The organism is Occultella gossypii, assembly GCF_019947135.1.
GTDB classification, from domain to species: Bacteria; Actinomycetota; Actinomycetes; order Actinomycetales; family Beutenbergiaceae; genus Occultella; species Occultella gossypii.
Genome location: NZ_JAGSHT010000010.1, coordinates 143,813 through 165,069, shown reverse-complemented (window position 1 = coordinate 165,069; position 21,257 = coordinate 143,813). Strand labels below are relative to the sequence as shown.

Annotated in this window: 18 protein-coding genes; 7 read left to right on the top strand and 11 right to left on the bottom strand. The window is 67.8% G+C overall.

All coding sequences use genetic code 11. From position 1 onward, the window contains the following. Positions 1-34: 34 nt before the first annotated feature. On the bottom strand, positions 35-1,030 hold the full coding sequence (rfbB, locus tag KCQ71_RS09720) for a dTDP-glucose 4,6-dehydratase (protein WP_223405272.1): 996 nt from the start codon (positions 1,028-1,030) through the stop codon (positions 35-37). A gap of 155 nt (positions 1,031-1,185) precedes the next feature. Between rfbB and KCQ71_RS09715 the strand changes: the two genes are divergently transcribed. From KCQ71_RS09715 to KCQ71_RS09695, 5 genes are read left to right on the top strand one after another with little or no spacing between them, the layout of a single operon-like run. Further along, entirely contained in the window at positions 1,186-2,019 is an 834-nt protein-coding gene (locus KCQ71_RS09715) for an ABC transporter permease (RefSeq protein ID WP_223405270.1), read from the top strand. Next, positions 2,016-3,281, top strand: coding sequence for an ABC transporter ATP-binding protein (locus KCQ71_RS09710; protein WP_223405268.1), 1,266 nt, complete (start codon positions 2,016-2,018; stop codon positions 3,279-3,281). Before KCQ71_RS09715 ends, KCQ71_RS09710 begins: the two co-directional genes overlap by 4 nt. After that, a complete protein-coding gene (locus tag KCQ71_RS09705) occupies positions 3,278-4,567 on the top strand; it encodes a class I SAM-dependent methyltransferase (protein ID WP_223405266.1) in 1,290 nt (429 codons plus the stop codon). The genes KCQ71_RS09710 and KCQ71_RS09705 overlap by 4 nt, the downstream gene beginning before the upstream one ends. Positions 4,568-4,569: 2 nt before the next feature. Then, positions 4,570-5,400 (top strand): rhamnan synthesis F family protein, encoded by an 831-nt coding sequence (locus KCQ71_RS09700; RefSeq protein WP_223405264.1) that lies wholly within the window; start codon positions 4,570-4,572, stop codon positions 5,398-5,400. Positions 5,401-5,410: 10 nt separating this feature from the next. Further along, positions 5,411-7,471, top strand: a complete 2,061-nt coding sequence (locus KCQ71_RS09695; RefSeq protein ID WP_223405261.1) for a glycoside hydrolase family 99-like domain-containing protein — start codon at positions 5,411-5,413, stop codon at positions 7,469-7,471. On the opposite strand, the gene KCQ71_RS09690 is transcribed toward KCQ71_RS09695, so the two are convergent. From KCQ71_RS09690 to KCQ71_RS09675, 4 genes are all read right to left on the bottom strand, one after another. Then, a complete protein-coding gene (locus tag KCQ71_RS09690; RefSeq protein WP_223405259.1) occupies positions 7,468-8,193 on the bottom strand; it encodes a class I SAM-dependent methyltransferase in 726 nt (241 codons plus the stop codon). The two genes, KCQ71_RS09695 and KCQ71_RS09690, sit on opposite strands and share 4 nt — an antisense overlap. Beyond that, a complete protein-coding gene (locus tag KCQ71_RS09685) occupies positions 8,186-9,100 on the bottom strand; it encodes a lysylphosphatidylglycerol synthase domain-containing protein (RefSeq protein WP_223405257.1) in 915 nt (304 codons plus the stop codon). Before KCQ71_RS09685 ends, KCQ71_RS09690 begins: the two co-directional genes overlap by 8 nt. 101 nt (positions 9,101-9,201) lie before the next feature. Beyond that, positions 9,202-10,641 (bottom strand): glycosyltransferase family protein, encoded by a 1,440-nt coding sequence (locus KCQ71_RS09680; protein WP_223405255.1) that lies wholly within the window; start codon positions 10,639-10,641, stop codon positions 9,202-9,204. Further along, positions 10,638-12,242, bottom strand: a complete 1,605-nt coding sequence (locus tag KCQ71_RS09675) for a DUF2142 domain-containing protein (RefSeq protein ID WP_223405879.1) — start codon at positions 12,240-12,242, stop codon at positions 10,638-10,640. Before KCQ71_RS09675 ends, KCQ71_RS09680 begins: the two co-directional genes overlap by 4 nt. Positions 12,243-12,357: 115 nt before the next feature. Here KCQ71_RS09675 and KCQ71_RS09670 point away from each other — a divergent pair, with 115 nt between their 5' ends. After that, entirely contained in the window at positions 12,358-13,500 is a 1,143-nt protein-coding gene (locus tag KCQ71_RS09670) for a glycosyltransferase family 2 protein (RefSeq protein WP_223405252.1), read from the top strand. On the opposite strand, the gene KCQ71_RS09665 is transcribed toward KCQ71_RS09670, so the two are convergent. The 6 genes from KCQ71_RS09665 to KCQ71_RS09640 all read right to left on the bottom strand — a co-directional run bounded on the left by KCQ71_RS09665 (position 13,478) and on the right by KCQ71_RS09640 (position 19,283). Next, positions 13,478-14,386 (bottom strand): glycosyltransferase family 2 protein, encoded by a 909-nt coding sequence (locus KCQ71_RS09665; RefSeq protein WP_223405250.1) that lies wholly within the window; start codon positions 14,384-14,386, stop codon positions 13,478-13,480. The genes KCQ71_RS09670 and KCQ71_RS09665 overlap by 23 nt on opposite strands. Position 14,387: 1 nt before the next feature. Continuing rightward, on the bottom strand, positions 14,388-15,005 hold the full coding sequence (locus KCQ71_RS09660) for a dTDP-4-dehydrorhamnose 3,5-epimerase family protein (protein WP_223405248.1): 618 nt from the start codon (positions 15,003-15,005) through the stop codon (positions 14,388-14,390). A gap of 120 nt (positions 15,006-15,125) precedes the next feature. Continuing rightward, the gene (gene rfbA / locus KCQ71_RS09655; protein WP_223405246.1) at positions 15,126-16,016 is read right to left on the bottom strand and encodes a glucose-1-phosphate thymidylyltransferase RfbA; all 891 of its coding nucleotides are present in this window, start codon (positions 16,014-16,016) and stop codon (positions 15,126-15,128) included. 122 nt (positions 16,017-16,138) lie between these two features. Then, a complete protein-coding gene (locus tag KCQ71_RS09650) occupies positions 16,139-17,062 on the bottom strand; it encodes a glycine betaine ABC transporter substrate-binding protein (protein ID WP_223405244.1) in 924 nt (307 codons plus the stop codon). Positions 17,063-17,133: 71 nt separating this feature from the next. Beyond that, a complete protein-coding gene (locus tag KCQ71_RS09645) occupies positions 17,134-18,000 on the bottom strand; it encodes an ABC transporter permease (protein ID WP_223405242.1) in 867 nt (288 codons plus the stop codon). Continuing rightward, positions 17,997-19,283 (bottom strand): quaternary amine ABC transporter ATP-binding protein, encoded by a 1,287-nt coding sequence (locus KCQ71_RS09640; RefSeq protein ID WP_372453985.1) that lies wholly within the window; start codon positions 19,281-19,283, stop codon positions 17,997-17,999. Before KCQ71_RS09640 ends, KCQ71_RS09645 begins: the two co-directional genes overlap by 4 nt. Positions 19,284-19,695: 412 nt before the next feature. On the opposite strand from KCQ71_RS09640, the gene ahcY reads away from it, so the two are divergent. After that, positions 19,696-21,171, top strand: a complete 1,476-nt coding sequence (gene ahcY / locus KCQ71_RS09635; protein ID WP_223405238.1) for an adenosylhomocysteinase — start codon at positions 19,696-19,698, stop codon at positions 21,169-21,171. Positions 21,172-21,257: the final 86 nt, after the last annotated feature.

Below are 21,257 nucleotides of genomic sequence, written 5' to 3'. Positions count from 1 at the left end.
CGATCCGTGCGCAGCGGGCGGCGCCGCAGAGAGTTCATTGCCCTGCGGCGGCGTACCTTGCCTCGGTGGAGTCCTTCTGGGGGCGCCACCAGGCCTCGTTGTCCCGGTACCAGGCGATCGTCTCGGCCAGTCCGGACCGGAACTCGGCGAAGCGCGGTTCCCAGCCCAGTTCGGTGCGTAGCCGGGTCGAGTCGATGGCGTAGCGCAGGTCGTGTCCCGGCCGGTCCGTGACCAGGTCGTAGGCGTCGGCATCCTGTCCGAGGAGTTCGAGGACCAGTTCGACGACGCGCTTGTTGTTCTCCTCGCCGTCGGCGCCGATGAGGTAGGTCTCACCCGGTGTGCCCTTCTCGAGGATGGTCCAGACCGCGCGGTTGTGGTCCTCCACGTGGATCCAGTCGCGCACGTTGAGTCCCTGGCCGTACAGCTTGGGTCGCACACCAGTCAGGACGTTCGTGATCTGTCGCGGGATGAACTTCTCCACATGCTGGAACGGGCCGTAGTTGTTGGAGCAGTTCGAGATGGTCGCCTCGACGCCGAAGGACCGCACCCACGCGCGCACGAGCAGGTCCGACCCCGCCTTCGTCGAGGAGTACGGGCTGGACGGGTTGTAGGGCGTGCTCTCCGTGAACCGCGCAGGATCGTCGAGTTCGAGGTCTCCGTAGACCTCGTCGGTGGAGATGTGGTGGTACCGGACCGCGTGGCGACGGACACTCTCCAGGAGCGTGAAGGTCCCGATCAGGTTCGTCCGGACGAACGGCCACGGGTTCGCCAGCGAGTTGTCGTTGTGGGACTCGGCGGCGAAGTGGACGACGACGTCACTGGCCTCGACGAGGGGATCGACGACTTCGGCATCCGCGACGTCTCCCTCGACGACCGTGATCCGGTCGCGCGCGGCGGACAGGGAGTCGACGTTGCCCGCATAGGTCATGGCATCCAGAACGGTGACCTCGACGTCCGGCCGCTCGCGCACCGTCAGGTGCACGAAGTTGGCACCGATGAAACCGGCTCCGCCGGTGATGAGCATGCGCAAGGTGTACTCCTCGGAGTGGTCGGTCCGTTCGTCCGGTGGCCGGTGGCGGTGGACTCCATGGTAGGTCCAGCCCACTGTCCGCAACGGGGTCTTCTCGCTGGGATATGAGGCCGCCGCGAGCGGGAACTTCAAGGCTCGGCTGGTAGTGTGCACCGGTGACCTCTGAGTCCGCTCGGGAAATCCGACCGTCGGTGCCCATCTGGCGACAATGGAATCTGATCAGCAACTTCAGTCGCCGCGACCTGAAGGCGAAGTTCAACGGGACTCTGTTGGGCTGGGCGTGGTCCTTGGTGGTCCCGCTCGCAACGCTTGCGATCTATACGCTCGTCTTCTCTGTCGTGTTCCGGATGGTCCCGCCACCGATGGGCAACGGCAACGACGGGGTATTCGTCGTCTGGCTGTTCTGCGGCCTCGTGCTCTGGTCCTACTTCTCCTCGTGCGTGAACGGCGGCATCGGCGCGCTCCTCGGTAGTGGCCCGCTCCTGCAGAAGATCTACTTCCCGGCGTACGCGCCGGTGCTGGGTGCCGGGCTGGCGGTGGGGATCCAGAGCCTGATCGAACTCGGCATCCTTGCCATCGTGCTCGTCATCCTGTTGAACGTGTCCTGGACCTGGTTGTTGGTGCCGTTCGTCCTCGCCCTCTTCGTCATATTCACGGGGTCCGTGGCGACAATTGTTGCGGTGATGAACGTCTATTACCGAGACCTGGCCCATCTGGTATCGGTCGCATTGCAGCTCCTCTTCTATCTCACGCCGATCATCTACAATCCGGACATAGTTCCGGAGTCATGGAACGGGATTCCTTTACGGGCGATCGTCGAACTCAGCCCCTTGTCACAATTTGTCGGGTTGTTCCGTGCCGTGATCTACGACCTGACTGCCGGCGACCTCGGCTCCTGGGTGGCCGTCGCCATCTGGACGTTGGTGGCACTCGGGGGCGCGATGCTCGTGATGAAGCGCCGTGGCGGCGACCTGAGCGAGGCGCTGTGACCGACATCGCCATCAAGGTCGACCACCTCAGCAAGACGTTCCGGCTCCAGACCGAGCGGCGCAACTCGATCAAGGAGATGTTCGTCAGGGGCAAGGCAACCGGCGTCCATGACTTCCACGCCCTGCGGGATGTCTCGTTCGAGGTTCCTCGCGGCTCGACGTTCGGGCTTGTCGGACACAACGGTTCGGGCAAATCGACGCTGTTGAAGATCCTGGCCGGCGTGTACCGTCCATCCGCCGGGCAGGTCCTCGTGGATGGACGGGTCTCGGCCCTGCTCGAACTCGGTGCGGGGTTCCACGGTGAACTCACCGGACGGGAGAACGTCTACCTGAACGGCGCGATCCTCGGGCTCTCCAAGAAGCAGATCGACCGGTCGATCGACCAGATCATCGATTTCGCGGGGATCGGCGAGTTCATCGACTCACCGGTGAAGGTCTACTCCTCGGGCATGTACGTCCGGCTCGGTTTCAGCGTCGCGGTGACACTGGACCCGGAGATCCTGATCGTCGACGAGATCATCGCCGTGGGCGACGAGGAGTTCCAGCGCAAGTGCTTCGACCACCTGTTCGAACTCCGGCGTCGCGGGACCACGATCGTCCTCGTCACCCATTCGCTCACGCTCGCGGCCGAGCTCTGCGATCAGGGCATCTGGCTCGACCACGGACGGCCGCAGGCTCTCGGCGATGTGGCTGATGTGATCGACGGGTACCTGCTCGACGTCAACGCCAGGGAGTCGGCGTCGCGGGCCGAGGCCGAGGCGGCCGGTGGCGAGCAGGTAGGCGCTGGGGCCGTGGTTGCGCCCCCGGTGCCTCGGCAAGGTTCCGGCGAGATCCGGATGACGAAGGTGACCCTGCACGACGCAGCCGGGGCCGAGGTGGGGTTCGTCACGCCGGGCGAGGAGTGCACGGTCCGGGTGCACTACCGGAGCGCTCAGTCCTTGCGGGAGGTGGGGTTCGGGCTGGCCTTCATCCATGAGTCGGGCATCACGGTCGCGGGGCCGAACTCGATGCAGGACGACCGCCGGTACGACATCGAACCGGGGGAGGGCTTCGTCGACTTCTACAGCGATTCGCTGCCGCTGCAGCCGGGAGCGTTCAACATCAGCACTGCGATCGTGGACAAGGGCCACACCTACGACTACTCGGATCGCGAGACGGAGCTCCGGGTCCGCGCCGACCACGCCGTGCGTGAGCCCGGTCTCACACGGATGCTCGGACGATGGAGTGCCGAGCCGTCGACACCGGTGAGAGGAAGAGCATGACCGGAAGCATTGAACTGGCTGATGTCTCGCGCGCGTTGTTCATGCTCTCGATGGACGAGGCTGACCGGGCGATGGCGGCGCTGACCGCGAACTGGGCGCCGGCCGATGACGTGATGGCCGATCTGACCGCCGCCCTCGCCACGGCGACGGCGTCGGATCGGGCGCGTGCGCTCGGTGACGTGTTCCGCGATCACGAACTGCCTCACGACCACGCGAACGAGTGTTACCGGGCAGCGTTCTACTTCTCCGGCGAGGCCGAGGAGCTGTCGTCGAACCCGCTGTACGCCCACTACCTCGCACACCGGTCGGGCGCCATGATCGACAAATGGATCCACTACTTCCCCGTGTACCACCGCCACCTCGAGCGCTATCGGGGTGCGCCGGTTCGTGTCCTTGAGATCGGTGTCTACCGGGGCGGCGGCCTCGACATGTGGCAGCGGTACTTCGGGCCCGACGCGACCGTGGTCGGGCTCGACGTCGACGAGGCCGCGGTGCGCGCCGTCGGCGGCCGGTACGTCGTGGAACTGGGCGATCAGGAGGACCCGGAGGTGCTTCGTCGGATCAACGCCGAGCACGGACCGTTCGACGTCATCATCGATGACGGCGGTCACACGATGGCACAGCAGATCGTCACGGCCGAGACCATGTTCCCGCTACTGCGCGACGGCGGCACCTTCATCGTCGAGGACTGTCACACGTCCTACTGGGACTACTACCAGGGCGGTCTGAAGCGTCCGGGTACGTTCATCGAGTGGGTCAAGGACCGCCTCGACGACGAGCACTCGCGCTACCACGTGGCCATCGACCGTGCCTCGATCTGGGCTACGCACCTGGACGGCGCGCATGTCTACGACTCCGTCGTGGTGCTCGACAAGGCGGAGCGTTTCCGCCCGTTCAGCGAGGTCGGCGGAAGTTCGTCCTACCTTCGCTCGGACCGGGTCTCCGAGTCGTACCTGGCGGACGCCCTCGCAGCAAGGGATCAGCTCCAGGCGGAGCTGGACGCCATTCGCGGCGAGGTATCCGCACTCCGTGACGAGATGGACCGGAGCACGGACCGGTCCGCCACGGAGGTCATCGAGAACGACCGCAGCGCTCGGCTCGCTCTGCAGCGGATGCGACGCGAGTCCGTCGAGAACAACGCGGAACTCGAGAGACTGCAGGCGGATCTGGCGTCGGCCAACGGTCGGCTCCTGGAGAGCTGGGAACAGATCCGTCTCATGCGTGGGTCGGTCTCGTGGCGGTTGACCGGTCCGATCCGAGCCGTTCGACGCCTGATGAGTCGCTGAGCATGGGCCTGTTCAGGGAGAAGAGGCCGCGGGTTCTGGACGGTCCCGGTGCCGAGTTGCGACTGGATGCGGGGGACCCTGAGATCCTCGCCGCGGCGACGAAGGTCGCGATCGTGGCCCAGTACAGTCCGGACGGACGGGTGAGCCGCTCGCTGACCGAGTACCTGCGCGAGTTCGCGGAGAACGGATACGCGTGCCTGGTCATCTCGACCGCACCGGAAGCTGCGGGGCTGGCCTGGGCGGTGCCGCCGCCCGATCGCGTCGTCGTCATGCGTCGCGCCAACCTCGGCTACGACTTCGGCTCCTGGTCGGCCGGGCTGAACGCGTTTCCGTACTTGGCGGGACTCGACCACGTGGTCCTGACGAACGACTCGATGGTCGGCCCGTTCGCACCGATCAGTTCCCTGCTCGTCGACTTCGAGGCGACGAGGGCGGACGTGTGGGCGATGACCGACTCGTGGCAGATCGGGCACCACTTCCAGAGCTATTTCGTGGGTTTCCGACGCGGTGTCCTGGCTGAGGCGCCGCTGCGCTCCTTCTTCCGCGGGATCCGAGTGGAGCCGACCAAGATGGACGTCGTCATGCGATACGAACTCGGGCTGAGCCGAGCGTGCGTGGCCGGTGGATATGCACCGACGTGCCGGTTCCGTTCCCATGACCTCACGCCGGACGCCGTCAACCCCACGCTCGCGGCGTGGCAACCGCTCCTGCGGAGCGGATTCCCGTTCGTCAAGCGGACCCTGATCACCGCCCCTTCGACCGGAGCCGACACGGACCGGATCGTCGACGTCGTGCGGGCGACCTACGGTCAGGAGATCAACGAGTGGCTGTAGAGGAGAGCCGATGAGACGGATCACGGTGGCCGGTGTGCGCCGCAGGCTGGCCCGCTACCGCGGGATCGCGAAGGGGGCGATGGTCACCTTCCTGCAGGACGGAACCTTGCCTGGCCGGGACGAGTCGCGCGCCGCCGTCGACTTCGGCGCCTGGCTGCGCCGCGGCGCGGGCCGCAAGGCCTCCGGTCATCCGGACAGCTGGCGCGTGGACCCGCAACTGCCGCTCGACGAGCCCTCCCGGGTGGCCGTACTCGTCCACGTCTTCTACCCGGAGCTCCTCCCCGAACTCCTGGGCAAGCTGGAGGCCATGCCCGTCGAGTTCGATCTTGTGGTGACCAACAGTTCAGGCCGATCACTGGACCTCGGCACTTTCGCTGCCCCGATGCTGCGCAACACGGTCTCGTTCGACACCGAGAACCGCGGCCGGGACATCTTCCCGCTGGTGCAGGTCGTCAACGCGGGCATCCTGGATCCGTACGAGGTCGTCCTGAAGGTCCACACCAAGAAGAGCGCCTGGCGCACCGATCGGACGGATCTCGACGGCTCGGGCGACGCGTGGCGAGCCGGTTTCGTCGAGGAACTCGTGGGGAACGGCGAACGGATCAGGGCGATCCTCGGCGCCTTCGCGGACCACCCGAACCTGGGCCTGGTGACGGCTGCGGGGAATGTCATGGGTCCGGAGCACTGGGGCGCGGACGAACCACTCACCCGCGAACTGCTGCGGCGGCTCGAGCTCGACGTCGTCCATGACGACCTCCAGTTCGCCGCCGGTTCGATGTACTGGGTGAAGGCGTTCGTGCTGCAGGGCCTGCGGGCGCTGAACCTGACGGCCGTCGACTTCGAGGACGAGCGTGCCGCCCACATCGACGGCACCACCGCGCACGCCATGGAGCGCTCGATCGGGATCCTCACCCGGGAGGCCGGCCTCACGATCGAGGACACCGGACGGCTGCCGGAACACCCGGCCGCAGATGGGGCCTGGAAACGTTTCGCCCTGAGTTCGCCGCGCAAGCCGGCAGCGCGGTTCGTCCCGTTCTACCTGCCCCAGTTCCATCCCACCGCGGAGAACGACCTCTGGTGGGGCAAGGGCTTCACCGAGTGGACGAATGTCACCGCTGCGCGGCCCGTGTACCGCGGCCAGCACCAACCCCGGTTTCCCACCGAGCTGGGTTTCTATGATCTGCGGCTCGACGCCGTCCGGGAACAGCAACGCGAGCTGGCCACCGAGCACGACATCGCCGGTTTCATGTACTACCACTACTGGTTCGCCGGCCGGCAACTTCTGGAGCTGCCGGTGAACAAGCTCGTGGCCAGTGACGTCGAACAGCCCTTCTGCCTGATGTGGGCGAACGAGAACTGGACCAGGCGCTGGGACGGTCGTTCGAGCGACATCCTGATCGGCCAGGACTATGACGAGGTGCCCGCGGAGGGGTTCATCGACGACGTCGCACCGCTGTTGAGCGATCGCCGCTACCTGCGCGTGAATGGAAAGGCGGTCCTCGCCATCTATCGACCGGGACAGATCCCGGATTTCCCGACGGTGGCCGCGAACTGGCGCGAGCGCGCGCGTGCCGCCGGCATCGGCGAACTGTTCCTCCTCTCGGTCAGCGTGGCCGAGGAGTTCGACGGGCTGACGTCCCACCCCTCGGAGTACGGGCTCGACGGCACGCTCGGCTTCCCACCGCATAACCTCTCCTGGGTGGCGGGCCCCTCGGAGCGCCTCTCGCTGGATCCGGCTTTCCGGGGCAACCTGATGAGCTACGGAGCACTCGTGACGGAGGCGATCAAGAAGCTGCGGACGATGCCGGACGACTTCTACCCAGGTGTCATGGTCACGTTCGACAACACGGCGCGCCGACAGTGGCGGCCGGACATCTGGTACGGATCCAACCCGTACACGTTCCGTCGCTGGCTCGCGGAGTGCTTGCACGCCGTCGCCCACCGGCCGGCTGACGAACGAATCGTGTTCATCAACGCGTGGAACGAGTGGGCCGAGGGTGCCATCCTCGAGCCCACAGACAGGTTCGGGCGCACCTACCTCCAGGCCGTTCGGGACGTTGCCCGGTCCTAGTTCCGGGCCGCGTTGGTCAGCACCGACGTCTGCTCCGGATAGGGCAACGTCGGAGTGAGGCCCTTGAATCGCGACTCGTGCAGGCCGGACCGCTCGATGGCCGTGCGATACCGGCGACGCCGGGAGTTGTCGAAGACGATGATGCCGTCGTCCGCCAGATGCGAAATGGCAGCCTCAAGACAACCAGCACGCGCACGGCCGTCGATCACCACCACGTCGAAGAGGCCCCCGACCGTGTCAATGGTTGCCACGTAGGCCTTGAAGTCCAACCCCGCGTTGCCGGACTTCGACGAGCCGATCGCTGGATGCTGCGACGGCGAAGGCTCCACCACGTGGAAGGTGACGTTGTCGAGTGTTGCCAGTTCGGGACCGATGGTCTCGGCGAAACCGACGTGGTGCTCGACGGAGTGGATCTCGCGGGCCCGATCGGCCAGCCAGAACGTACTGGCACCGGAGCCGTACTCGAAGACCCGGACATCACCATCGCGCGCAGTCAGAAGCCGTTCGATGTGGTCGATCGCGTCATAGGTCCACCACGGCACCCCGAGCTCGACGATGGCCAACGAGTCATGGACCCGGGTGAGGCTGTACGCCCAGTGTTTCAGGCGGTGGCTGCGCTCCGGTGGCTCGGCGCTGAGGACTCTCGCACGCGTCAACAACCGCCCCGAGGCGCGCATGGCCTTCGCATAAGTGCTCTTGACCAGATAGGGCAAGTTACCCAAGCGAGCCGCCTTCCGGGGGAGTAGGAGTCCGCAGCCCGCGCGCTGCCCGGAGCCAAAGCAGGCCCAGAATACCGCCTCCTGCGTCGACAACCATCAGCAGCAGTCGCGCGATCGCGGCCACGGCGACCGCAGGTCCAGGTTCCAGACCCGAGACCGCCACGAACAGGATCTCGCGGACCCCTGCTCCCGCAGGGACCGGAACCGCAAGAAATCCGACGATCCATGCGGCGATCGCCGCGAAAGCGATCCGAGCCGGCAGTTGTTCATATCCCAAGGCGTGCGTCACCGCCACCGAGGCTCCGCCGACGAGGAGCCACGTGGGGACCGCACCCAGAATCAGCGAGAGCATCGTCCCGAACGGCGGTGCGGCGATCCGTACCCGACCCTTCGTGAACCGATCGAGCACGGATAGCAGGCGCGCTGAGATAGACGGATGGGCGCAAACCACGCCGATAGGCACGAGCGCCAACAGTGCCATCTCCGGCCCGACCCGACCTCCGTCGGCCGTCAGGAAAGGAGCCAACAGTCCGCAGGCCAGGGCGGCGCCGACGCACATCAGCGCCAGTGAGAGCAGCGTGCTGGTATAGGCGAGACCCCGCGACACGCCGCCACGGGCAGCCAGTTCACCCCGACCTACCACCGGCCAGATGCCACCGGGGATGTACTTACCGAGTTCGCCGACGAAGTACCAGCTCGAGACCTCACGGATCGGGTGCACGGCGTCGAACGTAGCCAGCGTGCGCTTCCACAGCACGGCCAGACCGAACATCGCGCCCGCGCTGGCGAGCAGCGCCAGCGCGAGCCAGCGCGGATCAGCGGTTGCGATCGCCGTCGAGACCGTGGACCACGAGTCGATCAGTGCCTTGGCGCACAGTGCCAGTGCCGCGACCGCCGCCACGATCCCCACGATTCGCACGATGGCCCTGCGCCGAGCGTGGGTGACCTGACCTGGTCCCTTGGGAGCCTCGGATCCAGCGTCAGGCGATGGGGGCGTCATTTGCCATCACCTTAGCCACCCGGCTCGGCCGGTCGCAGGTTCCGTCGGTCCGGACCGTGCCGGGGGAAACGGAGTCGGTCCGCAGCGACCACCGCGACGACGATCGCGGCGAGGGCGAGACCGGCAGCCGCCGCGGCGGCACCGGGCAGGGTCGGAGCCACGCGGGGCTCCGGAAGTGCCGTGATGACGCCTCGCAGCCAGTCGTAGAACTGGAGGTTCACGACGACGAGCCATGCCGCCGTCGGCAGCCACCGGGCGCGTAGAGCCGCCGTGAGCCCGTGGGCGACGAGCACGAACGGCACGGTCGCGACCGGCAGCAGGTATCTCGGGCTGAGCTGGCCGCCGCCCGAGGCGTAGCCGAACTGCTGGGCGAGGGCTGCCAGGACCAGAGCCGTTGCCAGGCCGGCCACCACGGCGTCGGCCGGAATCGTCGTCCGGAGCCGGCGGAGGAACACCAGACCGACGGCCACCGGGAGAAGCAGACACGCTGTCGTCATGAGTTCGACCGGGAACGTGCCGTACCGGCCGTGCCCGAAGAACCGCGTCAGCTGCCACCAGGCATCCGGATCGGCGACGAGTTCGAGGACCGGGCGCTCGACTCGGCCCAGGCGGGCACGGAACCACTCGATGTTCCCCCCGGTCAGCGTTCCCGTGCTCTCGAGGAGGTGTAGGTAGAACCAGAGTGCGGACGCGAGCACCACGCAGCCCGCGATCGTGGCGTGCAGCAGTGAGCGACCGACGCGCCGTGCACGTCCGGGCGCCGGCCCGAGCGCAGCCCCGATGACCAGCGCGGCCAGGCACAGCGCGAGCACGATCGCGGCGGAGGCCCGGCTCAGCATCCCGAGGGAGCCGAGTACTGCGAGCAGAGTCGTGTCCTGCCGCGTCAGCCCCGAACGGATCGACCGCGCGGTCACACCGAGCAGCAGGGCGCAGAAGAACGCGGCAAGGATGTCGTTGTACACAGCGCCGCCGACACCACTGACCCACGCGGAGGAGGCGGCCACGATCCCTGTGGTGACGGCGAGCCGTGGGCGCCCCGGAGTCAGCTTCCGGGACGCCCAGATCACGGCGGCCACGAACGCGACCGTGATCGCGATATTCACGGCGCGCGCGGCGTACCCGGCCCGCAGCATGTGTTCGGCGTCGACCAGCGGCCCGACCACGGGCGCGAGGATCAGGTAGAACAGCGGTGGATGCTGCGATACCCACTGGACCGGGGGCACGGAGCCGAACGGCGGCCGGATCACCAGGCCCCCTTCGAACGTGGGCAACGTGCCGTGCCAGACCTGGTAGGCGTAGTCGAAGTGGGCCGATTCGTCGGCCGTGCCGAACATCGGCACGGCCAGTGCCACGGACGCCGAGAAGCCTGCGGTAGCGACCAGGACGGCCAGGACGCCCAGGCGCTCCCAGTTGAACCGGGAACGGACGTGGGCGAGGCGGGGGTGGCTCAAGCGGCCACCTCTGACGGGCGGCGACGGGCACTCGGGCGGCGCCCGAGCGCCACCCCGAGCACCCCGAGCAGAACGATCGAAGCGACGGCTGGAGCCAGCGTCGCGACGACGACCCCCGCCCGCCCGGCGATCGACCAGAGAGCCCACCGGTTCAGTCCGACGATCACGGACTCGGTGGGCAGCTGGTAGCAGGCCTGGAAGAACGTGATGAGCCCGACGGCCGCCAACGTCACCGAAACGAGCGTCGCGACCACCGGGAGCCAGTGCGCCCGGCGCCGCCCGAGTCGGCGTGCGATCGCGTCGATCCCGAGCCACACGGCCGCCGCGAGCACGGCGATCGAGGAGTACAGGTAGCGGCCCTGCAACTGTCCGAACAGCCCGTTGATTTCGTACGAGGCGTACGCACCCCCAAGAACGACGACAACGGTGCCGACCGGGAGGATCAGGAGGACAGCGAGCCGAAGCCGCTGCCGGCACGCGAGGACGCCGAGCACTACCGCGGCCAGGCACAGGATGGTCAGGGTGATCCAGAGCGGCCCCGGCAGCGGCACCTCGAGCCACCCGAAATTCCCCCAGAACGAGGTGGACAACCGAGTGAACGCCTGCGGGAGGAACTCGCCGAGCGTCGGCGTGTCATCCCCCCAGCCCGGCGCGAACAGGGGCATCCCGCTCGGCTGCAGGGTGTGATGGACGAGGAGGTTCCGCAGCCACCACCAGCCGCCGATCGCGAACGCGATGACGAGGGCCACGAACGCCTGCCACAGCCGCATCTTGGGCAGGGCGGTCCGGGCGCCGATGATGACGGCGAGGGCCACCATCGGGATCGCGGCGAGCAGGAACCCCTTGGTCAGCAATCCGAGCCCGAGGAGGACGCCGAGTGCGACGATGCGGGCCCAGGTCGGCCGGACCGCCATCGTGGCCGCGGACAGCGCGAGGAGTGCTGCGCCGAGCAGATTCGTCAGGGAGTCGTTCGAGACGGAAGCTCCGATATGGGCGAACTGGGGGACCGCGACGATCGAGACGGCGGCGGCCACTGCCACCGTCCGGTTCCCGGTGAGCAGGCGGGTGGTGACTGCCGCCAGTGGCACGACCCAGACGGTCAGAGCGACGCAGAACATCCGCAGGAGCAGAAGCTGCTGATCCCAGCGCCAGTCGAGCGCGCCGACGATCTGAACGAGGCCGGCACCGAACGCGTAGAAGAGCGGTGGATGCTGCGTCATCTGATCGAGTGTCGGCGGGGCATCCAGCAGTTCGGCGGTGTGATCGAGGACGGAGCGGTCCTCGGGAGCGAGTGGTGTCACATCGACGAACTGTTGTCCCCACCCCTCCAGCGTTCCCCCGGGGAGGATCGAGAACTCGAAGATGGACATGCTGCCGCTCGCCCCGGTGAGGCCTGCTTCATGCGTCGCGATGTGCGTGGCGTCGCTCATCCACGCGGTCCCCGGGGCCGGCCAGCCGCCGCCCGTCGCCACCCGCATCACGCTGTTGAAGTGCTGCGGTTCGTCCGGAGCCCGGAATCCCGGGGTCAGCACCGCCCAGAGCGTCAGAATCGTTCCGAAGAGCACCGAGACGACGACGATTACCAGCCGGTACGTTCGCATGGTCACGGCCTGAGGCTACCGCCCGACCCATCCATGCCGACCGACCCAGGCCGCGCGTCCGACCCTGTGGCGGAGTCGCTTGTACACTGGCCGGGTCCAGGCCAAGAGGGATGTCATGAAGCTGTTCGTCCAAGTGCCCTGCCTCAACGAGGAAGCGACGCTGCCGCTCGTGTTGTCCTCGATCCCGCGGGAGATCCCGGGCATCGACAGCGTCGAGATCCTTATCATCGACGACGGGTCGACCGACCGGACCATCGCGGTGGCCCAGGCACACGGCGTCGTGCACGTCGTGCGGCACACGCGCAACATGGGGCTGGCCCGCTCGTTCCGGGACGGGGTCGACTATGCGCTCGCCCACGGTGCGGACATCGTGGTGAACACCGACGGCGACAACCAGTACCCGCAGGAGCGGATCGCCGACCTGGTCCAGCCGATCGTCCGGGGTGAGGCGGATATCGTCATCGCGGACCGTCAGACCTCCAAGATCGCTCATTTCTCGCCATTCAAGAAGCTCATGCAGCGGGTCGGGTCGCATGTGGTCAACCAGGCCGCGGGTACCGAGCTCCCGGACGCGGCGAGCGGGTTCCGGGCCTACTCCAAGGCCGCGCTCTTCCGACTGAACGTGGTCACCCGGTTCAGCTACTGCATGGAGACCATCATCCAGGCGGGCAACAAGCACCTCCGGATCGAGAGCCTGCCGATCACGACGAACCCGAAGACGCGTGAGTCCCGGCTCTTCAAGAACATCGGCCAGCACATGCTCAGGTCCGGCTCGGCCATCACCCGCTCCTATCTGATGTTCAAGCCGCACGTGATCCTCGGGACCCTCGGGGCGGTCCTGCTGGTCGCGGGCATCATTCCCTTCGTCCGCTTCCTCGTGTTCATGATCCAGGGCGAGGCCGGCGGCCACGTCCAGTCGCTGATCTTCGGTTCCTCGATGTTGGTCGGCGGCCTGCTCTGCTTTGCGCTGCTCGTCATCGCGGATCTGCAACGGACGAACCGGGTGCTCCTCGAGGAGACGCTGGAGCGGCTCAAGGTCATCCAGTACGGCGGTTCGCCGGTGGTCGACGCGGACGGCACCGCTCCGGTCCCGCAGGTGCTGGAGGTGCGGTTGGCCCCGCCCGAGCACCCGACGGCGACCGACCACCGTGAGCCGGGTCCGGCACCGGTCGCAGTCACGGAACGCGTCCGAGCCCAGTCGCGCCCGGTGACCGAGCGCACCGGTCGAGGCAACGTCAGCGGTGCAACGGGCCGGTGACGCCTCGGATGCCGTCGGCCACCCCGTGCGACATCAGGCGGATCCGTTCCCATCGTGGCGCGACGAACACGGAGTTGAACGCGAGGTACTTCGCGAGCCAGACCAGGTACCCGAGCCGCCACGCCGGGCGGAGCAGTCCGGATCGCACGAGCAGGACCGTGTTCCTGGTCATGTAGTAGGTACGCGGGACCGACTGGACGTGGACGAGCTGGGAGCGGCCCGGAACCTTCGTCACCCGCTCGCCGAGCTGATGGCTCAGGTGCGCCGCCGGCGCCGCGAACAGCCGGTAGCCGGCCCTGCGCGCCCGCAGGCCCCATTCGAGATCGATGTGGTCGATGAACCAGCCGCCGTTCATGGTCCCGACCCGTTCGAGGACGTCCGCCGGGATGAGGCATCCCGATGCGATCAGGAACGCGACCTCTACGAGCCCGTCCGTGCGCGTGTCCTGCGGCCCCGCTCGCCGTGGGCCCCACCTCCGCGCGACATAGACCATCTCACCGGATGCGGCACGACTGTCGGCCGAGGCGGGTCCGACCCCGGCGACCGGTGCGTCGGAGGCGGATGCGGTCGCGTACCCCTCGAGCAGTCGGGCGACCATATCGTCGGCCGGAAGCGAGTCCTGGTCGGAGAGCAGGACGAAGTCCGCGGCGAGGTCGACCGAGCGTGCGATCCCACGGTTCTGAGCGGCCGCGATGCCCTCGTTCGTGGGGAGCGCGATCAGCTCGGCGCCGGCGCGCTCACAGGCGTCGACCGGCCGGGCCGCCGAACCGTTGTCCACCACCACGACGGCGGTGCACTGCTCACCGAGTCGCTCGAGCAGGGCCCACAGCGGCTCGTCGTCGGGCTCGTAGGTGACGACGACCGCCACGACCCGCGGTGTGGTCACGTCAGGCCTTCAGGGAGGCAACGAACTCCTGGACGGCGGCGTGGTCAGGCAGGAGGCCCTGCTCCTGCGCCTGCGCCAACGTCGGAGCGGCGGCGTCCTTGTCGGACAGCAGCGGCGTCAGCGCTGCACCGCCACGGGTGGTCGTGGGCCACTCGATCCCGATTGCCGCGTCGAGCGGGTCGATGCCGTGTTCGCGTCCGGGCGCGTAGCCGGCGGAGCAGAGGTAGAGCACGGTGGAGTCGTCCTCGAGGGACATGAACGCGTGGCCGAGACCCTCGCTCAGGTAGATGGCGCGCCGGTCCACGTCGTCGAGGAGGACCGAGTCCCACTGTCCGAAGGTCGGCGAGCCGACCCGGATGTCGACGACGACGTCGAGGACGGCGCCGCGCGCACAGGTGACGTACTTGGCTTGTGACGGCGGTACATCCGCGAAGTGGATCCCGCGCAGCACACCGGCAGCGGAAACGGAGCAGTTCGCCTGCTCGAGGTCGAGGGAGTGCCCGACAGCCTCGACGAACTGCTCGTCCTTGAACCACTCGAGGAAGACACCGCGCGGGTCACCCAACAGCTTCGGCGTGATCTCCCACGCGCCCGGTACGGACAACTCGCGAAACGACACCGTTGGTCTCCAACTCGATCGAGGGTGGCATGCCGATGCTATCGGTGCCCTCGATGACGTGCCGCGCCCCTGAGACGACGAGATGCGAGGGCTTGGGGCGGTGGGCCGCGGATCTGAGGATCAACCCTCCACGTGACGCTCGTCCCTTGGGACTTCGAGCAGACCGAGCAGATAGTCGCCGTAACCGGACTTCCGCAGCGCCTCGGCGCGCTCCCGCAGCTCGTCGTCGGTGAGGAACCCGCGGCGCCACGCGATCTCCTCCGGGGCGCCGATCTTCAGGCCCTGCCGGTTCTCGATCGTGCGCACGAAGTCGGACGCCTCGAGCAGGGACGCGAACGTGCCGGTGTCCAACCAGGCGGTGCCACGCGGGAGGACCTCCACCTGGAGGCGATGCTGATCGAGGTACGTCCGGTTCACGTCGGTGATCTCGTACTCCCCGCGGGCCGACGGCGTCAGATTGGCGGCGATCTCGAGGACGTCGTTGTCGTAGAAGTACAGGCCCGGCACCGCGTAGTTCGACCGCGGCCGCGCGGGCTTCTCCTCAAGGGAGAGCGCCCGACCGTCGGCGTCGAACTCGACGACGCCGTACGCCGTCGGATCCGAGACGCGGTACGCGAAGATCGCGCCGCCGTCGACATCGGTGAACCGGCTCAACCGGGTACCGAGCCCGGGCCCGTAGAAGATGTTGTCGCCGAGGACGAGCGCGACCGACTCGGTGCCGACGAAGTCCGCGCCGAGAACGAAAGCCTGGGCGAGACCGTTCGGGACCTCCTGAACCGTGTAGGAGATCGAGATCCCGAACTGCGAGCCGTCGCCGAGGAGGCGGTGGAACTGCTCGGCGTCGTGTGGGGTGGTGATCACCAGTACGTCGCGGATCCCGGCCAGCATCAGCGTGGACAGTGGGTAGTAGATCATCGGTTTGTCGTAGACCGGCACGAGCTGCTTGCTGGTTCCGAGCGTGATGGGGTGCAGCCGGGTGCCGGAGCCGCCGGCGAGGATGATGCCACGCATGAGTGCCAGTCTTGCCTACTCGGTGGCGTGGCGGGGGTATTTGGGCCAGGCAGCCCGGAACCCCGTCCCTATCGATCGGGGCGGGGCTCCGGGGCCGCAGCTACTGTGTTGCGGGCGCTGGATCAGGCGCCGGTCACGGACTCCACGAAGTCCGGGTTGTCCTCGAGCCACTGCTGCGCGGATGCGTCGTTGTCGGTGCCGCCGTTCTCGTTCAGCATGAGGTTCTCGAGCGAGGCGAGCTGCTCGTCGGTCAGCGTGAAGTTCTCCAGCCAGCCGGCGAACTGCGGGAAGTCCTCGCCGAAGCCGAGCCGCCCGAACGTGTGGATCTCCTCGGAGTCACCAAGGGTGGCCTCGGGGTCCTCGAGGTCGCGGATCGGGTAGGCGTCGTACGCCCAGTGCGGACGCCACAGGGTGACCGCGATGTTGTCGCCGGAGTCGGTGGCCCCCTGCAGCTCGGCGAGCATCGCCGCGGTGGAGGAGATCACGAACTCCATGCCCTCCAGTTCGTAGGTGGGAATCACCTCTTCCTGGGTGATGCGGGTGAGACCGGCGCCGGCGTCGATCCCGACGAGGCGGTTGCCGTACTCGTCGGACATGCTGGCCAGGTCCGCGATGGACTGGGCGGGGGAGTCCTCGTTGACCGCGATGGTCAGCGCGGCGCCCTCGTACCAGCTGCCGAGGTCCTCCAGCTGCTCGCCGTACTCGGCCACGAGGTCCTCGTGCGTGACGGGCAGCCAGGCGTCGAACATCAGGTCGTAACCGCCGCCAGCCACGGATGTGAACACCACGCCGATGTCGGCGTCCTCCACCTCCACGGTGTAGCCGTTGTTCTCCAGGACCGCCTTCCAGAGGTAGGAGACGGCGACCCCCTCGTCCCAGCCGGCCGGGATGCCGATGGTGACGGTGTCGAGATCGTCGCCCGTGCCGGCGCCGTCGTCGGAGTCGCCGCCGGCATCGGTACCGCCGCCGCCGCAGGCCGCCAGGCCCAGGCTCAGCGCCGTGATCCCGGCGAGGACGGTGGTGGTGCGTCGCAGTGTGGAACGCATGTATTCCTTTCGGTGGGGCAAGCGCCCCACGGGTCGGTGGGCGGTGCCCACATGGTTGATGACAGGAAGACTCAGGCGACGGTCGTGCGCAGGGCACGCGCCACGGGGGAGCGGTCGGAGAGTGCCGCGGTGATCCGGTCGAGGTACATCGCGAGGATCACGACGGCCAGGCCGGCCTCGAACCCCAGGCCCACGTTCACCCGGGAGAGGGCCGCGACCACATCCCGGCCGAGGCCGCCGGCGCCGACCATGCCGGCGATGACCACCATGGACAGAGACAGCATGATCACCTGGTTGACACCGGCCATGATGGTCGGCAGGGCGAGCGGGAGCTGGATCTCGCGCAGGATGCGGCGGGGGTGGGAACCGAACGCGTGGCCGGCCTCCACGACCTCCTTGTCCACCTGCCGGATTCCGAGCTCCGTGAACCGGACCCCCGGTGCGAGCGCGAACACGATCGTGGCCACCAGGCCGGGCACCGCGCCGGTCAGGAAGATGACGACGGTCGGGATCAGATAGACGAACGCGGGCATCGTCTGCATGAAGTCCAGGACCGGGCGGACCACCGCGGAGACACTGTCGTTGCGGGCCGCCCAGATGCCCAGCGGAATGCCGATCAGCAGCGCGATGAACGAGGCCAGGATCACGAGGGCGAGGGTGTCCATGGCGTTACCCCACTGACCCACCCCCTCGATCACGAGGAAGCCGATGGCGGTGCCCAGGGCGAGCTTCCAGCCCTTGACCAGGAACGCCAGGATCACCAGCACGAGCGCCACCGCCACGAACGGCGGTTCGCCGAGGACGGCCGCGATCAGGTCGTAGATGCCCTCCAGGATGGTCTTGATGAAGTCGAAGACGGGTTTGAAGGTCGAAGTCATCCACCGGACGAACGAGGCGACCCATTCGCCCAGGGGCAGGGTGAAGAGCGGGCCGTTCATCGGGGGCCTCCAGAGACCAGCGTCGCGCCGTCATCGGGGCCCACATCGGTGGGCTCGGCCTCCCATGGCAGGTTCACGGTGGGGTCGGTCGCGTCCGGGGCGGACTCGTTGGGGGCCATCGCCTTGAGGATGCTCACCCGGGGGATGACGCCGACGAGTCGATGGCGCTCGTCGACCACCGGCAGCGGCAGTTGCGACTCGGCGGCCGGAGCGAACAGTTCGGAGAGGTTGGCGTCGGTGGAGACCGGCAACGGGCCGGGCTTCACGATGCCGCTCAGGTCGCTCGCGCCGGTCCGCTGGGCCTCGAGCACGTCGGAGTCATGGACCAGGCCGAGGAACCGGCGCTCACGGTCCACCACGAAACTCGCGGGCATCTGGGCCTCGCTGAGTTCATGCAGGGCCCGGCGGGGGCCGGAGGAGACCGGCAGCATCACGGTCGGCGGACGCATCAGGGAGGAAGCCTGGAGCACCCGGGTCCGGTCGACGTCGGCGATGAACCGAGCGACGTAGTCATCGGCAGGGTCCGCCAGGATCTCCTCCGCGCTGCCGATCTGCACGATCCGCCCGGCCCGCATCACGGCGATCCGGTCACCGAGGTGCATGGCCTCGTTCAGGTCGTGAGTGATGAAGATGACTGTCTTGCCGAGGCGCTGTTGTAGGTCGATCAGCTGTTCCTGCATGTCTCGCCGGATCAGCGGGTCGAGCGCCGAGAACGCCTCGTCCATGAGCAGGATGTCGGTATCCGCGGTGAGCGCGCGGGCGAGGCCGACGCGCTGGCGCATGCCACCCGAGAGCTCGGACGGTAGCTTGTCGCCCCAGCCTTCCAGGCCCACCATCTGGAGCGACTCCTCGGCCTTGGCGCGGCGTTCGGTACGTCCGACGCCCTGCACCTGCAGCGGGTAGGCAGCGTTGTCCAGCACCGACCGGTGGGGCAGGAGCGCGAAATGTTGGAACACCATGGAGACCCGCTGCTGCCGGATGTCCCGCAGCGCCGCGGGACCCACAGTGGCGAGGTCGTCCTCGCCGAGGTAGATGTGCCCGGCCGTGGGCCGCAGCAGGCCGTTGAGCATCCGGATGAGGGTGGACTTCCCGGAACCGGACAGGCCCATCACCACGAAGATCTCACCGGGCTGCACATCGAAGGACGCGTCGATCACCGCGGCTGTGCCCAGCGGGGCGACGTCCTCGCGGCTGGCCCCCTGATCGAGTCGTCGGACGGCCTCGGGGCCGCGGCGGCCAAATACCTTATAGATGTTCTCCACGCGTAGTGCGCTCACGCTCACCTGCCGTTTCGTATGTGGTCTGCGGTTTCGTAGTCTGATCGGTAGTCATTGCTCTTGGACTCGACGCTGCGCGGGCGCACAGCAACAGTGGGTCACGGCGCATCTGGGGAAGCGCTGGGGCGCGCGGCTGAGCACTCGACGAGCGCGGAGTCGCTGTCCATCCTGACGTGCTCGGACGAGAACACCAACGGAGAGGGGCCGATCGGGGCCTCGTTCTGGCCCCGCAGGCGCCGCGAGTATGCACCTGACCTGCGCAGACGCCGCAAATGTGATCGTTACTGCTTTGTTACGCCGCGACGGCGCAATTCGGCCCGAGACCTCGGTCGCGAGGAGGGGTGTGACGTAAAGGTGGACTGCAGCGGCTGCCACAATCCGGCCCATCGCGGAGAGGCTGGCGGATAGCATGACCGCCATGACCTTCTCCTTCAAGCCCGGTGTGTACAAGGTCCGCGACCTCAGCCTCGCGGAGGCCGGGCGGCATCAGATCCGACTCGCTGAGCACGAGATGCCCGGCCTGATGGCGCTTCGCGCCGAGTACGCCGAGTCCCAGCCGCTGCGCGGCGCACGGGTGGCCGGCTCCCTGCACATGACCGTCCAGACCGCCGTCCTGATCGAGACCCTGACGGCGCTCGGCGCCGAGGTCCGCTGGGCCAGCTGCAACATCTTCTCCACCCAGGACGAGGCCGCCGCCGCGGTCGTCGTCGGCCCGAACGGGACCGTCGAGGAACCGGCCGGGGTGCCCGTGTTCGCCTGGAAGGGCGAGTCCCTCGAGGAGTACTGGGACTGCACCGAGCAGATCCTGCTCTGGCCGGGCGAGGGTCCGAACCTCATCCTCGACGACGGTGGCGACGCCACCATGCTCGTGCATGAGGCAGCCCGGTACGCGGCCTCCGGCGTGGTGCCGGCGAACCCCGAGCCGGGCGACCACGGCTACTCCGAGGAGCGGGTCGTCTTCCTGAACCTGGTGCGCCGCTCCCTGGGCGAGGACTCCCAGCGCTGGACCAAGGTCGCGGCCGACATCAAGGGCGTGAGCGAGGAGACCACCACCGGGGTGCTGCGCCTCTACCAGCTCGCCTCCGCCGGGGAGCTGCTGTTCCCCGCGATCAACGTCAACGACTCGGTGACGAAGTCCAAGTTCGACAACCGGTACGGCATCCGCCACTCCCTCCCGGACGGCATCAACCGTGCGACCGACACCCTGATCGGGGGCAAGGTCGCCGTCGTGGCCGGCTACGGCGACGTCGGCAAGGGCGCCGCCGAGTCTCTGCGCGGCCAGGGCGCGCGGGTCATCGTGACCGAGATCGACCCGATCTGTGCGCTGCAGGCCGCCATGGACGGCTACCAGGTGGCCCGCCTCGAGGACGTGCTGGGCGTCGGTGACTTCTTCATCACCACCACCGGCAACGTCGACGTCATCACCGCCGAGCACCTGGCCGGGATGAAGGACAAGGCCGTGGTCGGCAACATCGGCCACTTCGACAACGAGATCGACATCGCCGGGATGGCCCGCATCCCGGGCGTCGTGCGCACCGAGATCAAGCCGCAGGTGCACGAGTGGACGTTCCCGGCCAGCGAGGAGCGCGCCGAGCACTCTATCATCGTGCTCTCCGAGGGCCGCCTGCTGAACCTCGGCAACGCGACCGGGCACCCCTCGTTCGTGATGAGCAACTCGTTCACGAACCAGGTCATGGCCCAGATCGAGCTCTGGGAGGCCGACGCCGATTACGAGCTCGGCGTGCACCGGCTGCCCAAGATCCTCGACGAGAAGGTCGCGCGCCTGCACCTCGAGGCACTCGGCGTCGACCTGACCGAGCTCACCAAGGAGCAGGCCGAGTACATCGACGTGGACGTGGCCGGGCCGTACAAGTCCGAGCACTACCGGTACTGAGTCTCGCGGACCACGCGTCCTCGGTAAGGTGTGTGGCAGCCCGGGCATCCGGGCTGTCACGGTGTGCCGGGAAGTCTGGTCGGCGA